At 63.4% G+C, this 14,185-nt stretch carries 23 protein-coding genes; 8 read left to right on the top strand and 15 right to left on the bottom strand.

The annotated features are described in order from the left end of the window. Window positions 1–83 precede the first annotated feature (83 nt). Entirely contained in the window at window positions 84–503 is a 420-nt protein-coding gene (locus ACQR13_RS20960; RefSeq protein WP_434863166.1) for a hypothetical protein, read from the top strand. Here the strand turns inward: ACQR13_RS20960 and ACQR13_RS20955 are convergent. The 5 genes from ACQR13_RS20955 to ACQR13_RS20935 all read right to left on the bottom strand — a co-directional run bounded on the left by ACQR13_RS20955 (window position 500) and on the right by ACQR13_RS20935 (window position 4,002). Further along, window positions 500–991, bottom strand: coding sequence for a hypothetical protein (locus ACQR13_RS20955; RefSeq protein WP_434863165.1), 492 nt, complete (start codon window positions 989–991; stop codon window positions 500–502). The two genes, ACQR13_RS20960 and ACQR13_RS20955, sit on opposite strands and share 4 nt — an antisense overlap. A gap of 96 nt (window positions 992–1,087) precedes the next feature. Further along, on the bottom strand, window positions 1,088–1,369 hold the full coding sequence (locus ACQR13_RS20950) for an HNH endonuclease (protein WP_434863164.1): 282 nt from the start codon (window positions 1,367–1,369) through the stop codon (window positions 1,088–1,090). 547 nt (window positions 1,370–1,916) lie between these two features. Further along, complete coding sequence (gene nusG / locus ACQR13_RS20945) at window positions 1,917–2,531, bottom strand: transcription termination/antitermination protein NusG (RefSeq protein ID WP_316158763.1); 615 nt, start codon at window positions 2,529–2,531, stop codon at window positions 1,917–1,919. Beyond that, the gene (locus ACQR13_RS20940) at window positions 2,528–3,835 is read right to left on the bottom strand and encodes a hypothetical protein (RefSeq protein WP_434863163.1); all 1,308 of its coding nucleotides are present in this window, start codon (window positions 3,833–3,835) and stop codon (window positions 2,528–2,530) included. Before ACQR13_RS20940 ends, nusG begins: the two co-directional genes overlap by 4 nt. Window positions 3,836–3,864: 29 nt before the next feature. Next, a complete protein-coding gene (locus ACQR13_RS20935) occupies window positions 3,865–4,002 on the bottom strand; it encodes a hypothetical protein (protein ID WP_434863162.1) in 138 nt (45 codons plus the stop codon). Between the two features lie 80 nt (window positions 4,003–4,082). Between ACQR13_RS20935 and ACQR13_RS20930 the strand changes: the two genes are divergently transcribed. After that, the gene (locus ACQR13_RS20930; protein ID WP_434863161.1) at window positions 4,083–4,772 is read left to right on the top strand and encodes a hypothetical protein; all 690 of its coding nucleotides are present in this window, start codon (window positions 4,083–4,085) and stop codon (window positions 4,770–4,772) included. A 15-nt stretch (window positions 4,773–4,787) separates the two neighbouring features. On the opposite strand, the gene ACQR13_RS20925 is transcribed toward ACQR13_RS20930, so the two are convergent. The 10 genes from ACQR13_RS20925 to ACQR13_RS20880 form a co-directional block, all read right to left on the bottom strand. After that, window positions 4,788–4,988 (bottom strand): hypothetical protein, encoded by a 201-nt coding sequence (locus tag ACQR13_RS20925; RefSeq protein WP_434863160.1) that lies wholly within the window; start codon window positions 4,986–4,988, stop codon window positions 4,788–4,790. Beyond that, the gene (locus tag ACQR13_RS20920) at window positions 4,985–5,266 is read right to left on the bottom strand and encodes a hypothetical protein (RefSeq protein WP_434863159.1); all 282 of its coding nucleotides are present in this window, start codon (window positions 5,264–5,266) and stop codon (window positions 4,985–4,987) included. Before ACQR13_RS20920 ends, ACQR13_RS20925 begins: the two co-directional genes overlap by 4 nt. Beyond that, window positions 5,263–5,562 carry a hypothetical protein gene (locus ACQR13_RS20915; RefSeq protein WP_434863158.1) on the bottom strand — a complete coding sequence of 100 codons (300 nt, stop codon included), beginning with the start codon at window positions 5,560–5,562 and terminating at the stop codon, window positions 5,263–5,265. The genes ACQR13_RS20920 and ACQR13_RS20915 overlap by 4 nt, the downstream gene beginning before the upstream one ends. 229 nt (window positions 5,563–5,791) lie before the next feature. After that, window positions 5,792–6,196: a DUF7768 domain-containing protein gene (locus ACQR13_RS20910; protein ID WP_316188305.1), complete on the bottom strand. Its 405-nt coding sequence runs from the start codon at window positions 6,194–6,196 to the stop codon at window positions 5,792–5,794. Beyond that, window positions 6,189–6,380, bottom strand: coding sequence for a hypothetical protein (locus ACQR13_RS20905; protein WP_316188304.1), 192 nt, complete (start codon window positions 6,378–6,380; stop codon window positions 6,189–6,191). The genes ACQR13_RS20910 and ACQR13_RS20905 overlap by 8 nt, the downstream gene beginning before the upstream one ends. Next, entirely contained in the window at window positions 6,377–8,218 is a 1,842-nt protein-coding gene (locus ACQR13_RS20900) for an MT-A70 family methyltransferase (protein ID WP_434863157.1), read from the bottom strand. The genes ACQR13_RS20905 and ACQR13_RS20900 overlap by 4 nt, the downstream gene beginning before the upstream one ends. After that, a complete protein-coding gene (locus ACQR13_RS20895) occupies window positions 8,218–8,706 on the bottom strand; it encodes an HNH endonuclease (protein ID WP_316188302.1) in 489 nt (162 codons plus the stop codon). The genes ACQR13_RS20900 and ACQR13_RS20895 overlap by 1 nt, the downstream gene beginning before the upstream one ends. Further along, the gene (locus ACQR13_RS20890; RefSeq protein ID WP_434863156.1) at window positions 8,706–9,176 is read right to left on the bottom strand and encodes a DUF2312 domain-containing protein; all 471 of its coding nucleotides are present in this window, start codon (window positions 9,174–9,176) and stop codon (window positions 8,706–8,708) included. Before ACQR13_RS20890 ends, ACQR13_RS20895 begins: the two co-directional genes overlap by 1 nt. Beyond that, window positions 9,173–9,670, bottom strand: a complete 498-nt coding sequence (locus ACQR13_RS20885; RefSeq protein WP_434863155.1) for a hypothetical protein — start codon at window positions 9,668–9,670, stop codon at window positions 9,173–9,175. Before ACQR13_RS20885 ends, ACQR13_RS20890 begins: the two co-directional genes overlap by 4 nt. Window positions 9,671–10,193: 523 nt before the next feature. Further along, the gene (locus ACQR13_RS20880) at window positions 10,194–10,514 is read right to left on the bottom strand and encodes a hypothetical protein (protein ID WP_315774888.1); all 321 of its coding nucleotides are present in this window, start codon (window positions 10,512–10,514) and stop codon (window positions 10,194–10,196) included. A 27-nt stretch (window positions 10,515–10,541) separates the two neighbouring features. Between ACQR13_RS20880 and ACQR13_RS20875 the strand changes: the two genes are divergently transcribed. The 6 genes from ACQR13_RS20875 (at window position 10,542) to ACQR13_RS20850 (ending at window position 14,096) form a co-directional block, all read left to right on the top strand. After that, a complete protein-coding gene (locus ACQR13_RS20875; RefSeq protein ID WP_315774890.1) occupies window positions 10,542–10,880 on the top strand; it encodes a helix-turn-helix domain-containing protein in 339 nt (112 codons plus the stop codon). Window positions 10,881–11,235: 355 nt separating this feature from the next. Then, window positions 11,236–11,466, top strand: coding sequence for a hypothetical protein (locus ACQR13_RS20870; protein WP_434863154.1), 231 nt, complete (start codon window positions 11,236–11,238; stop codon window positions 11,464–11,466). Window positions 11,467–11,509: 43 nt separating this feature from the next. Further along, entirely contained in the window at window positions 11,510–11,788 is a 279-nt protein-coding gene (locus ACQR13_RS20865) for a hypothetical protein (RefSeq protein ID WP_434863153.1), read from the top strand. Then, window positions 11,785–11,970, top strand: a complete 186-nt coding sequence (locus ACQR13_RS20860; RefSeq protein WP_434863152.1) for a hypothetical protein — start codon at window positions 11,785–11,787, stop codon at window positions 11,968–11,970. Before ACQR13_RS20865 ends, ACQR13_RS20860 begins: the two co-directional genes overlap by 4 nt. A 260-nt stretch (window positions 11,971–12,230) precedes the next feature. Continuing rightward, the gene (locus ACQR13_RS20855; protein ID WP_434863151.1) at window positions 12,231–13,388 is read left to right on the top strand and encodes a tyrosine-type recombinase/integrase; all 1,158 of its coding nucleotides are present in this window, start codon (window positions 12,231–12,233) and stop codon (window positions 13,386–13,388) included. A gap of 24 nt (window positions 13,389–13,412) precedes the next feature. Then, window positions 13,413–14,096 carry a hypothetical protein gene (locus ACQR13_RS20850; protein WP_434863150.1) on the top strand — a complete coding sequence of 228 codons (684 nt, stop codon included), beginning with the start codon at window positions 13,413–13,415 and terminating at the stop codon, window positions 14,094–14,096. Window positions 14,097–14,185 lie beyond the last annotated feature (89 nt).

Below are 14,185 nucleotides of genomic sequence, written 5' to 3'. Positions count from 1 at the left end.
ATCTTCCCAGTCCGGGCAGGATGTGTCCCACATGGCGGAGTTCTGTTACTCTGGCAGCTTACATTTGGGGAGATTGAAACGAAATGGCGCTGACGATCATTTGCCTATGCGGGCCCGCAAACACCGGCAAGAGCACCTCGATCCGAGAGTTTACAGCTCGACACCTCGAATACCGAAGAGAACCGGAAGCCCGCGATGTTTTGGGCATCTTTCGATTGCCCATTCGCAAATACGCTGTGGGCGTGTCCAGTCGCGGCGACACCCCCGAGCAGATCAAGCAAGGCGGAGATTTCCTGTTGAAATACGCTGGACTCAGAGTGATGATCGTTGCTTGCCATCCGAGCGGCGCCACTCGGCGCGCGATAGATCGGCTTGCCACTAGGCAAGGGGTATCGCCGACCTTTATCGAAACGAAGAAGCTTGGGATTGAGCGAGATCGGGACCGCGCTATTGAAGCAAACATCGCGGAGATGTGGGACCTCATGCCTCGCTCTCGAAGTTAGTTCATGCTCTGCTGGCGACGGGCCATCAGTTCGCCCATGGGCGTGCCGACGTCCGGCTGCTGCGCGGCCAGCAGAGCTTCCTCTTTCTTGCCGAGTTTGGCCGGCTTGGACGATTTCTCCGACTTTTCGACCCGCGCTGGCCGCAGCGACTGGCCGAACTGCATCAGGTCGTTCCGCTCAACCAAGTGCAGGAAGAGCCGGATTGCGGTCGCATTGCCCTTCTGCACGCCCTCGAAGCCCTTCATCAGCAACACGGCGTTCAGCCGGTCGCGCGCGACCTCACGGCTCTTGAGCTCCGAAAAATAATGCTTCCGCAGCGTCGGCTCCGTAATGCGCATCGCGCCGGCAATCCGTTCATTGCTCCAACCGCACGCGAGCAACATGTTGACCCGATTCCGGTTTTCCGTCGTCGGGATATGAGGCGGCCTCCCCTTTCCACCGTGATTGGCCGGGATGGGATCACCAAATAGGTCGAAATTATCGGCCACGACGAAAAAAAACCTGCGGATGAGAGAACGGCCGGTCCGGGACGGGAGAGGGTTTAGAGATTGCACCCCCCCCTTCTGTTCGGCTCGCACTGGTGGTCAGTGCCAGATGCCGCGCGTGTGGAGGGATGATTGCTCGGCCTGCTGCTTGCGCTTGTCGTGGCAGGGCTTGAGCAGCGTCTGCAGGTTAGTCTCATCCCAGAACAGGCGCTCGTCACCACGGTGCGGGATCTTGTGGTCGCACACGAGGAGCGAGGTGTTGCCTTTGATCCGGCCGCAGCCGCACTGGCAGGTGTAGTGATCACGCAGGAACGTCTGCAGGCGCAGGCGCTGCCAGCGTGCGGTCTTGTACCAGGACTTCCAGGGTGGTTGCGGTGACATCTGCCTAAAGACAAATCGGCCGGCTGCATCACTGCAGCCGGCGGAACCGATTGCTCTTTGCCTTCCTCCGCAGACTACCGACTAGGCGGAAGATCGAGTTCTTCCCGCAGGATTTCGGCAGCCGACTGATCGACCTGCAGCGACAAGCCGCGGGTCTCTGCTACGGCGGCGAACTGGATAAGCGTTCTCTGCCCAGCCTCTTGCAGATACGCGACTTGTTCCAAATTGACGTGGTACTTGACGGCGCCCTGAGAGACCTGTCTCCAAGCCATCGCTACACCCTCCGAGTTGGACGGCTGCATCCTAATGCAGACCGTTCGCGAAAGGAACGGGCAGGCTGAGGCCCACGGGGCGGCGATCTGCGTGAATTCCAACCGCGCGGCGAAACTACCCATCAATTGAAAAGCCCAGCGCTTCGGCTGGGCTCATGACATAGTCCACCTTTTTACCGCGAACCAGCTTTTCTGGTGGCGGATGCGCCGGAGCGGTTTAGCTCCGTTCGAAGCGTCCTGATGACCTTGGCCATCTGGCACCAAGCGCGCTCAGATCATGCGCACTCAGCTTCAACCGCTTCGATGTCACTTTCCTCGATCTCCAAGGGAGTGATGCGCCTGAATATTTCGACACCGACACTGAGTCGGCCCCTTGAGTCAATTCTCTCAACCCGCGCCGAGAAGCCGCGGAACGGTCCGTTCAGGACCCTGACAAGCTGACCAACCTCGAAAGCGCGCTGCCGCTTGCTTTTCGGCGTGTTGGCGATGTCCTCGATATTCCTGATGTCCTGAAACAGCTTAGGCGTCAGGTGAGGCGTCCACTCGCCGAACCGCAGAAGGCCGATAGCGCCATCGATGCCACGCCAGCATTCCCAGCGCTCCTCGAAATCCGGGATCAGCACGGCACCGAGGATCAAGGGCGATACGACGTTCCGACGCTCGATCCATTCGAAGCCGCGCCTGATGCGCTGGAATTCCTTCATCACCGTCATGACCGGCAGATAGGCGCTGATGTTGCGCAGCCGGAAGGCCTTCATCACCTTCGCCTCGCAGTTCGGATGGGTGCGCAGGATGTACCAGCACTGCGGCACTGGCGCGGCCTCCGGCGCGTGCAACTTGGCGAGGTCGACGTAGCCCGCGAAGTCCCCAATCTGATAACCCATGTTCATGCCCTCTCCCCTGCTGCTGGTGACCACGTGCCGTCGCGGCGCGGCGGAAAGGACCGCGGGACGCGAAAGCCGTTGATGGATTTGCGGACACGGAAATTCGGGTGCATCGGCGAGAGGCCATGCACCGATGGATCGTGCGGCTCGAGCCAGATGCGTTCGGCCTTCGGCTCGGCGCCAAGCCACAGCTTGAGCCGGGCGCGCCAAGCCGCGAAGCGCTCCGAGCCCTCGGCGACGATCTCCCAGCTGTCCCGCCCGGCGTCGTCGACGAAGGCCGCGAGCGCCAGCAGATCCGGCTGCACGGGCATCGTGCGCCAGACGCCGCGGCCGAGCTGCTGATCGGCCACCAGCACGGGATCGCGCCGCTCGGCGATGCGCAAGGCGACCGTGAAGCCGGCGAGCTCTTCGCCCTGGATCAGCCGCCGTTCCGGAGGTGGCGGCCGCTCGCCGGGTAGCTTCGCGTTCGGGAATTCCCGAAAACCGCCGGAGCGAACCCAGAGGTGGAACGCCCGCGGCTTCCATTTCAGCTTGCGGATCTGCGCCGCGTAGTCCGGCACGGCCGCCCTGCAGAGCTTCTGGTCGTCAGCCGCGAGCACCTGGAATTCGGCGAGCGCGAGATCGCGCCGCATCGCCTCGTGCTCCGGATAGCACGCCCATGCTGGCCCGAAATGCTCCGGCTCAGCTTCGCCTTCCTGCAAAGCGACAGCAGCCTCCCGCCCCCCGGAGGGGGGTAAGGGGGGAGATTCAGGTTCAGGTTCAGAGTTTAGGTGGTCGCAGCACTGCGAGGGCTGGCCGAGGGCTACGCCAGGGCTAACGGTTTCGGCCGGCGAATTTAGCCCTTGCTGCCTGCCAGGGCTAATCGTCGTTGATTTATCGTCGGTTTCGACACGGCCGAGCGCATGGGCCTCGATCATATCCGGATCGGCCTCGACATGCAGGCGGATCAGGTCGGTGGTGCGCTTGCCGCGGCCATCGCCGTTGCGCACGCCCTTCTCGTCGATCCACTGCGCGATGCGCGAGATCGCGCCAATCTCCTCGAGCCACACCAGCCGCCGCCTGACGGTGTCGACCGACAGATCGGTGTCCTTCGCGAGCTGGTCGAGCCCGACGAAGCAGCAGGCCTCGCCGTTGACGTAGAGCGCCGCCGAGCGCAGCACGCTCTTGGCCGGCGGGTTTCTGAGGTCGAGCGAGCGCGCCCATGCGTGCGCCTCATCGGAGGCGACGTGTCTGGCTCGGCGCTTCTCGCGAAACGCAGTCATGTTGGCAGTCTCACATTCGAAGGGCAGGGAAAGCAGTTCACGCAACACACGGCAGGGTCACCCCTGCAGAAGGATCATCACGACGCGCTCCGGCCCCATCCGGTCCAGCGCACCGCGCTCGATCGCCACGCGAGGCCGAGCGCGGCGATCGCTCGCGCGAGCCCCGTCGAGGTACCGCCGGCGCCGCAGAATAGGTCAGCGACCAGAAGCTTCATGCTACCACCACTCGACAAAGGTCTCTGTTCCAGGCACGCTGGCTCCCATGAGACAAAGAGCATCTACGAACGCAGCTATCTTGATCGCCGTTTTCTGCGCGGGCACATCCGTCTCGTTCTTCACACTTCCGCTGTGGGTTACCTTCGCGATCGCGGTGGCGCGCGAAGGTCAACGTTCGGACTGGATCGGGCTGTTTGGGACGATGGCCGGTAGCGTAGTGACGGGGGTGGTAGCAGCCGCTGCGATCTACTTCGCGACGCGCGGCATACGGGATCAGATCTCTGCCGCCCTTTACAGCAGGGAGGAGGATCGACTTGAGGCGGAATTGCCAGGGCTCTTGCAGGTTCAAAGTCTCCTCATTCCCTATCTTTGGGAGCACAAGGAATTGCGAAGGTCGCTTGAGAGCGGGCGCGGATTGTCGCAGCGATACCTGCAGCTCGAAAGCCTTGACGCCATCGCGGCACGGCTCCCGAACGTGAAGGACGAAACCCGACGGACCGTTGCGCACCTGCTGTTCCAAGCTATCGACAATGCGCGGGTTCTGGAACAGGCAGTCGGAATCTACGTAAAAGCAAAAGCCACTGCTCGTTCGCGCAGCGAATTCGAGATAGATGAGCGAACCGTTGACACTGCCGAAGAATGTTTCGAAACATCTTCTCAGATGCTCGAACGCTACACGCTTAGCGTAAATCGACGTATCCAAGAGATTGAGGATCTTCGACTCGCTTACCGCAAAGCTATCTCGCGTCTTTTGCCGGATCACGACTGACCTTCCTATTCATCGCTAAACCACGACGCATGATGGCGTCCGACGATCGCAAGTGTCGATCCGCTCCTCGTCGCGCCAAAACTCGATCCAATAGAGATCGTGGCCGCCCTGCCGCTCGCGCCTGGAGACCTTCACCATCTCGCAGCGGCTGCACTGCTGCTCGGTCTTGTTGACGAAGCGGACCTTGTCACCCCAGCGATGGCGCGTGGAGATCATCGGCGCGCCCGGGTCTTGATGTCGGGGGTCTGGCCGCTGCCGTTACACTTGACCTCGAACATCATCTCATTGTCGTAGCGGTCACGCTCCCAGATCGAGAAGGTCTCGCCAGGCTTGGCATCTGACGGCATGAGCCAGTCGCCGAGCGCCTTCCTTGCGCTCCGCTCGTTGTTGAGCGCCTCAGTTCCCTCATGACGTGCTCGCGTCTCGCGATCGACGGCGTCCTGCCAAACCTTGATGAGGTCCCTTCCCTTCCGCGTCGCCCCGGTCTCGCTCATGATCCCTCCAGAAGATCAGCCTGCTGCTCGACATTATGAGGACCCGCGTACCCCATCGCGACCAGCGCCTGGGCAACGAGGTGCCAGACGTGCACGCGCAGCCGCGGATACTTCGTGACCTCGGCGGTCCGATGTCGCACGAGGCGCGCCAGCTGCTGCGCCGAACGGCCGCGGAAGGTCTCGGCGCGATAGTCGCCATGCTCGCGCGTCCCGCCGATGTTGCAGATCCGCATGCGGGCGATCTCGGTAACCTGGCGCGTAACAGCGGAATGGAGCTCGACGCGGATGATGATCATTGGCCACCTCGCGCGCGAGCCTCGAAGCCCTCCGCCCAATCGCGCCGAAGCTGTTCAAGCTCCGGAGCTGCCAACAGCCCATCGCATTGGATGAACGTCTCGCCGCCAACGCAGCGCACGGCCCAGCGGCTGCTCGGCGAATACCCGCGATGCCGCCAACCGAGCCAATAGCCCAGGAACCAGCAGAGGCAGCAGGCGGCGAAGAATCCGGCGAGAACGGCTTGATTGATCATCGGCGATACCCCGCGAGGTAGTCCGCGCCGCCGACCTGATAGGTGATGCCGCTGCGATACTCGATCGGCACGCCGTTGAATCGGGCCATGCTGATGCCGGCTTCCATCCCGCGCGAGACGCCGCGATCGGTACACACGACGATCGCATCGGCCAGGTGCATCCAGGCGTGTCCAGCATTGATTCCGTGTGCGCGCTCGCGCTCATTGTCATCGTCAAGGATGCCCGGCTGCGTATAGAGCAGGTGTGACACCAACGGCGCCTCGCCGCGCAGCAGCGCGTCTTTCACGCAGGCGCGCGCATAGGCGACGTTGGCGACGATGTCGCCGGCATAGGGCGACTCCAGGATGACTCGCCGCATTTGCCGCGGCGTCAGCGTCCGACAGCTGAGGATCTCAGCCATTGCCCGTCCCCCCCTTGATGCGCGCCTCGTTGGCCTGCAGCCATTCCAGCGTCGCGGCGGCCGCTTCGAGCCGCGAGATGTGGTATTCCGCCTGCGACCGGCTCATCCCCGGCTTGACCTTGCGCTCGCGGATCTCGACGTTGATGGCGCCGATTTGCTGGCGCAGGGGGATCTTGTCGCTCATGGCCGCAACTCAGCAGTTGGCGCGAGCGCGGGACGCACGAGCTGCGCGAGGAAAGCGCGGCCGTCGTCGGTCACCATGATCCGCTTCGTCGTCGCATGCGCGAAGCCGGCGCCGATCAGGTGCCGCACCATCCCGCCGTCGATCGCCTCGCCCGCGTCGATCGCGCGCAGCGCCGCCTGCAACTCCAGCTCATCCGACGTCAGCGGCAGCCGCGTCTGCAGATGCCCGTCGACGACCTCGCCGGGCAGCCGGTCGCTGCGCGCAAGATCCATCTCGGCTTGCTCAACCGCAATCGCTGACGACGTCCGGCGCAGGAACGGCGGGATCTCGAGATCAGGAAAGCCAGGGCCAGGTCTGCCCGCCGGCGGAACGGCGGTTTCGGCTCCGTTGTCCTGGTCGACTGGAGCCGGTTCGACTATCCCATCTTCCGACGCTGGAGGTAGCGCGGGCGGGGCTGGCAGATCTGCGGCACGCAGTGACTCGCCGCTGTCCGCAAACTGAACGTTTTCGTCGGGCGCATCAAAGCCCCAGGCTTCCCAGCCAGGCCGGCGACTACGCGCGTTGAATTCCACCTTCGGCACGTTGGGCCAGTGGAATTCGATCATCCTGTGAATGTTGTCCGGCTTCTCGCTATGCGCGCCGACCGGCTCGGTGAACACGCTGCGGAAATGCGCCGTCGCCGGAGGCACGACCTTGCCACGCACACCGACCAGCACGATCTCATGCTCGCCGGTGAACCAGTAGCCCATCCCGCGCGCCTCACCCATCCGCCGCTTGTCCCAGACCAGATGCGTGACGTAGGTGAAGCCCTGCAGCTCCATCACCTTGATGGCGACCGAGAGGTGCGGAATCGTCGTCCACTTGAACAGGATGCAGTCGTCGGCGAGGCAAGCGAACCGCTCGGCACAACGCGCTACAATTTCCTCAGGCGTTCGCGCCTCCGCGGCCGTCTCATAGTGCATCGACGGATGCCGCTCGGTGCCGGTCGCGGCAGACCATGTCTCATGGTCCCATTCGAAATCCTCGATCGCGACGCCGAACATTTTGTCGGGCAGCGCCTGGATCTTGCGACCGAACTCCGCCTCGCGCTCCTCGCGCCGTTCCTTCTTCGCCGCGATCTTGTCCCTGCGGATTTCCTTGATGACCGGCGCCAGCATCTTCTTGGCATCGGCGGTCAGCTTCCCCTCGGCGTCGCGCGGCAGCGAAGCCACGATCTGGGCCTGGCGCTCGATCGGCTGGGCTGCGATCTCGGCTGCAGCAGCAACCGAGATCTTGCCGCGGCTGGCCGCCTCGACGATCTCCGGCGCGGCATGCGCAATGACCGACCTGGCGCGGTCGATGCCGGCAACGTCAGCCTGCGTGATCTTGGCCGCCTGCTCGCGGCTAATGTTCGCAGATTGCGAAGTTTGTTCGGGGCGCCCCTGCCTCAGCGTGACCAGCCGCGCGCCGACCATGCGCCGCTCGTCGGCGGACATCTGGCGCCGATGTAGGTTGCGCGATAGCACGAAATCGAGCGGGTCCCCGTCGACCGCCTGCGCGAATTGCCGGAACAGGAAGCGATTACCGACGTCGAGAATATCGGCGGCCTGCAGCTTGTCGCCCTCATGCACCCCCGCATGGGACCAACCGGGACCCACACCCTCGCCCGTCGACATGATCCAGACGAGCGCGCGGTAGCGGTTGCGGCCGTCGAGGATCTGCGCGGTGGCGTCACCCTGCCCGATCAGGATGATCCGGTCTTTCAGGCCGTTGATGCGGATGTCCTCGGCCAGATCGTAGAAGTCCGCTCCCTCGATCAGCGGAAACAGCTCGGCATAGGGATGAAAAGCAAAGCTCATCAGAACGGCACCTCCGCAAGCTCCGGCTGATGACCGAGATCGGCCAGGAGCCGCAGGACGATGGAATCGAGTGACGGGATCTGCTCGCGCGGCGTGCGGTTGCCGCAGTTCTGGCGGTGCGTCAGCCAGCGCAGATTGCAACGGCGGTTGTCGAGCGTCTGACCGTTGATATGGTCGACGACGTGCGTCCGCATGAAGCGGTCCGAGCGCGGCTCCGCCTTGATCATGATCTCGCGATGCATGCGCAGCGTCGCGCGGTCAGGCCCGACATTGCGCTTGGCGTATTTTTGCCACGGCGTGCGCGAGCCCCAGGAGACGTTCCAAGTCGTCTCCGACAGCCACTCGTAATCCTCGGCGTCGACCAGGCACGAGATGTCGTCGCGGACCGACAACCAGATCCGGCGCCACGGCGTGCCGCTGAGGTCGATCAGGTCGAAGGCATGGAGATCGACCGGTCGCCGGGCAAGGTCGAAGGTTTCGCGGATCATCACGACGCCTTCCGCTTGTTCATGAAGTCCTGAAACGGCGGCGGCACGTACTCCTCGGCAAACGACTTGCCGTCCGCCGTCCGCCAGAGCCGCATCGGGTGGCCGCCGACGCTGGCGATGATCTCGCCATTGACCGGGATCAGCAGCTGCAGCGCCTCGATTACCTGCTCGCGTCCGATGCCGTCAGCCGTCAGGCGCTTGACCTGGGCGTGCAGCGGATGCTCCGACGTCATGCCGATCGCATGCATGTAGATGCCGTCGATCGACTCCTGCTCGGTAACCTCGCCTTGGTCCTTCTGCCGCCGCTTGATGATCCGGCGCATCGCCTTGGTGTCGAAGCCCTTTGCCTTCGCCTCGGCGAACAGCACCCTCTGATCATCCTTGAGCGCCACGATCTCCTCGACGATGCGCTCGATCCGTTCGATATAGGAGCTGAGCAGCTCGCGGCCTTCGGTGGTGGCGACGCTCATCGGCCAAACTCCAGGATCTGCGCATCGGCCAAAAGCGACGGATCGGCGCGCTCAGCGGCCAGCTTGAACAAGCCGGCGGCGCGCAGCGCGCGCTTCGCCGTCATCGCGACGTCGACCAGCAGCTGCCCGTCGATGCCGCGGATACGAACGCGGACCGCGCGATCCCCACGCACCGACAGCTCCATCACGTGCGGCATCGAGACGACCTGCTCGGCGCCGACGACGGTCTCAGCATCCTTGGAGAAGCCAGCCGCATCCACGCGCGCCACAGACATCGGCGCAGGCGCCAGGCCGAGCTGCCGCTCACGCGCCATGCGCAGCGCCGCCGTGACGGCCGCCTCTGGCACGATCAGCCGCGCCGCCATCTCACGGGTGTCGAGGCCCGCCGCGAACATGTCGCCGGCGGCCGATATCAGCGCCTCGTCGGCCACAGCCTGCACGGCCGTCATCCGGTCATTGCGCTTGCGCGGGCCGATGGAGCCATCCGGTCTCATGCCAGCACCCCACGATTGCTGTGGATTGCCGCTTGCAACCGGGCCCCATCGGCTACAATCCCAAGCAGGGCCCTCACCGGCCTGCCTCCGCTGCCGGCCAATCGGCCAGGCTCACATGCTCGACGGCGCGTGTCCGCGCGCCGGAGCCCGCGGGCTTCCACCCGCGACCAGCGAAGGAGTCCGCCATGACAGACATGGCGAAGCCGCAGCTCGTGTACGTACGAGCGTACGACCGGCGCCGGCTGGGACGGAAAGAGCACGTCTGTGCTCACACCCGTTCCTGGCCGACCCAGTTGAGCTTCGATTTCTGAGGCGGCGTCATAACCCGCCCCAGCCGGTGAGGGCCCACCCCGGGAGCCCGTTGCGCAAACGCCTTGAAATACAGGCGCGGCGTGACTTTTCCACAGCCGTGCACAGCCGCGCGGCGAGGTCGCAAAAACGGATATCCACAGGCCGAAATAATTGCCTTGCGCGCCCTGCCCGCCGGATCGACCGGCGCCGCCCTGGCCCGATACGGTGCCAATCATGGCAGCACCTCATCACCAGCAGCGGACGGCAGGCGCTGCACGACGCCAGCAAGCGCGACAGGGTCCGGCTCGATCATTTGCCAGAGGCTGTCAGGCGCATCGGCGCCGATGGCAGACAGAGCGGCCTTCAGGACTACGTAGGTCTTCGGCGGGAATTTGCCGGACGATTTGTAGCAGTGGACCGCCGGGTACTTCCCGCCGGTCAGTGTCATGATCGCTTCGATGCCGAGAGCGTCGAAGATCTGTTCGGTGGTTTCAAGGCGTCGGGGGATGTCCATAACCCCGACCGCTATCAAAATTATTTTGAAACTCAACAACCAAGTTTCTTTAATGGGATTTTAGCGATGCCTGCGCCATCCTTCGCGGCGATGAAAAAGCCGCCTGCGAAGCAACCCGAAACGCCGCCAGATCGTGAACGCACTCAAAGGCTTAAACGACTGCGCGAGATCACGAGCGGCAGCAGCCAGACGGCCTTCGCAAAAAAGTTGGATATATCCCCTGCCCGCTGGAACAATTTCGAGCGCGGCGCCCCGCTCAGCATCGAAATCGCGCAAAAGCTAGTGCGAATCATCCCCGGACTGTCCCTCGACTGGCTCTACAACGGAGAGCGGAGGGGCCTCAGCGTCGACCTTGATCGGCGTCTGCACGAGCCGGAGGCTGGCGACGATTCCGCGCGCGCTTGAGAGCGACGCAGGCTCACGGTCCGGCACAAGGAAGTTCTCAACAACGTCCCGCATGTAGGCGATGACGAGCAGCGCGTCGTCTACGTCCTCAGGCAACTGACCCACGAGCGACAGCGCATGTCGCCGGTGCCAGGTCTCCCCCTTCTTCCCCATTCCCAACCCCGCCTTGCGGCATGCCGTCCGAGCGAGCCCCATCCGCTTTCAAAAATATTTTGAGCGATCGGATTGAGTTTCAAAAATATTTTGATAAGAATGCATGTCATCGCAGACGGCCAGGTCGATCCTTCCCAATTGTCTTAACTGTGCTCGCCTACCTCCGGTGGCGCAAGCCGTGGCTAACAAAAGGTTAGTTCCGATGGTTAACAGACAGAAACAAACACCTCGCTGGCCGCGCGAGCAGCTGCTGCGGCGCGGCCCGCGGGAGACCCATTCCCCGCTGGCGGCCGCGCTCGTCGTCATCGTGTTGGCTGCGATGGTGCCGCTTGCCGGCGCCGGACTGATTGCACGCCTCGCATCGTCGGAGCGTCCGGCCTGCTCCGACAGGTCTATTCTCGCCGTCCTGACCGACTGCGCGGTGGCGCGATGATCATCAGACGGTCTGCCCTCCTCGCCCGCATCGAGGCCGCGTCGTGAAGCTGAAACATCCAGTGCAGCGGGTCACCTATATCACCAAGCGTGGCGAGCGCCGCATCTACGAATATCACCGCAAGCCGTGGCCGAGCACGGTCGATCAGTGCATCGCCGTGCTGGCGCGGGGGCCGCTGCACCGGGAAGGCAACGCTCTGTGGCGCGCCGCCGGCCGCGGACGCCGCTTCAGAAACGCCACCGTCGAGAAAGCGATCGCGCGCGGCCTGGCCGAGCGCAGGGGCGATAAGATCTTCCTGGTCATTCGCGAGGCGGCAGAATGAGCGTGATCACTGTCATGGCCGCGCACCTCGACGAGGAGCTAAAGGCGCGCGGCGTGTTCGGCATCGGCCGTACGGACTGCGCCCAGATCTTGCGCGCCGTCATCGAGCGTACGTCCGAGGTTGCCGAGAAGGCCGTCGCCTCCGTCCCTGGCCTGCCCGCGCGCGATCCACCGAAGGCCTGACGCGCCATGCCCCTGCCAGCCCTTCCCGCCGCCCTGGAGGCCCATTTCGCCATCCAGGCGACAATCGGGCTGCCGGAGCTCTGCCGCCTGCTCCCCATGGACCGCAAGACGCTGGCGCGGCATATTGAGGCCGGGCGGCTCACCGGCCGGATCAAGGGATGCGGTCGGAAGAAGCCCCGCCGCGTGTTCATGCCACGCGACGTGGTCGCCTTCCTCGAGGCCCTGGCCGTCCCGGAGCCAGCCCAGCCGAAAGCGCGCTCATGTCCATCTACCAGACCCGGAAGAGCCCCTACTGGCAGTACGACTTCGAGATCGAACATTTTCGCTTTTACGGCTCCACAAAGCTCCGGGATGAACGTCAGGCTCAGGCCTTCGAGGACGCGCGCAAGATCGAAGCCCGCGCCCTCGTCGAGCGACTGAAGGCCGAAGGCTCCGCTCCGCTCACCCTCAAGGCCGCCTGCGACCGCTGGTGGACCGAGCACGGCTCGACCCTGGCCGACCAGCGCATCCGCAGCGTGCTCGACCGCCTGGTCGAGATCATGGGCGCACGAACCTATCTGCACACCATCAACGACGACGCCGTTTCGCGCATGGTCGCCGAGCGGCGGAAGGATACCAGGCGCGATCGCACCGTGGTCGACAACGGCCGCAAGGTCATCCTGCGCCGGCCGATCACTCCGCGCACGGTCAATCGCACCATCGACCTCTTGCGCCAAGTCATGTACCGCGCCGCCGACAACTGGAACGCGGCGATCGTCAAGATGCCGAAGTGGCGCAAGCACCGACTCAAGCAGGTGAAGCGCCACATCCGCGAGATCTCGGCCGCCGAGGAAGCGACGCTCGACGCCGCTGAGGATCGCGATTACGCCGACGTCCGACGCTTCGCCATCATCACCGGCCTGCGCAAGGGCAACTTGTTCTTGACCTGGCCGCAGGTCGACTTCGACCTTGCCGTAATCCGCGTCATCACCAAGGGCGGCCAGCCGCGGGTCATTCCCCTGACCAAGGAAGCCTATCAGATGCTGTGGCGCCGGCGGGGCGACCATCCGGTCCACGTCTTCACGTTCGTTGCTCAGCGGACGTGGAAGAAACACCCCAAGAACGGCCAGGAGCGGATCAAGGGCCAGCGTTATCCGATCACCTATTACGGCTTCACCACCTATTGCCGCAGATGGAAGACGCACGGCGTCACCGCCCGCATTCACGACCTCCGCCACACAACGGGCATGCGAACCTTGCGCCGAACGCGAAATTTAAAGGTGGTCCAAACTCTGCTGGGCCACACAGATATCAAGACGACCGCGACATTCTACACCGACGCGCTTGTGGAGGATCTGCGTGAGGCTATGGAGGAAACCAGCAGGGCGGGAAGCACGTCGACCGCGCGTGCTGCCAACACACAGGAGGGCTCCGGCTGAGTGAGCTGCCGGAGTGCGAATCTCATGACCGCTGACAACAATCAGGAACGCAACCCCGATGAGGATCGGAGATCTCTCGAGCCTGGACAGGTGTTCGTGTCCTGGCGGCTGTTGCGGTCCATCGGAAATTCCAGAGCGGCAAAATTAACAGTTCTCATTCCGCTGATTGGGTACCTCATCCTGCTCAACGATTCGGTTGTTCGACGCCTGGCACTTTCAACAGAGATATTTGGCCCCCCGACGGATGCGGCACTGACAAAACTGTTGCTGATCTATTGCGGGCTCGTCAGTGTCGCGGTCGCCTCCACCATATTTGCGATTTGGTGTTATCCGGAAGTGAAGCGTTACGGCTCACCCGAGGAGTACGTCGCGGGCGAAGAGCCGTTTCTAAGTTCAAGGACGATCGGCATCATTCAACACCGCCTCAGAACTGGCGATGAGATCGCCCGTACATATCAAGCCGGGTATCGCCAACTCCACGAATCTCGGCCCTCGACCGACGACAGAGAAGTCCGTCTAAGGCGCATCGCAGAGGCAACTCGCATCGATCTAAATTTGTATTTCGAGATGTTGGATCGATCTCGCCCCGTCGCGCGATGGACCGCCGCCATCCTCTACTTGGCTGGTCTCGCCCTCCTCCTCATCCCATCGGCGACGGTGTTTCTCAAGGTACTGACTGTTCTTTTCCATAAGCTGGCGGGTGCCTAACCTGCTGAACAGCCATCCCAAGCTCCGAAACCATTGCAAGCTGATCTTCAGCCCAACCTTTGCCCCGGAAATTTCCCCTTACTGGGCGA

The organism is Bradyrhizobium sp. HKCCYLRH3059 (genome assembly GCF_051168035.1).
In the GTDB taxonomy this organism is placed as follows: Bacteria; Pseudomonadota; Alphaproteobacteria; order Rhizobiales; family Xanthobacteraceae; genus Bradyrhizobium.
The sequence above is the reverse complement of the archived record's forward strand: the minus strand, read 5'-3'. Positions and strand labels throughout refer to the sequence as shown.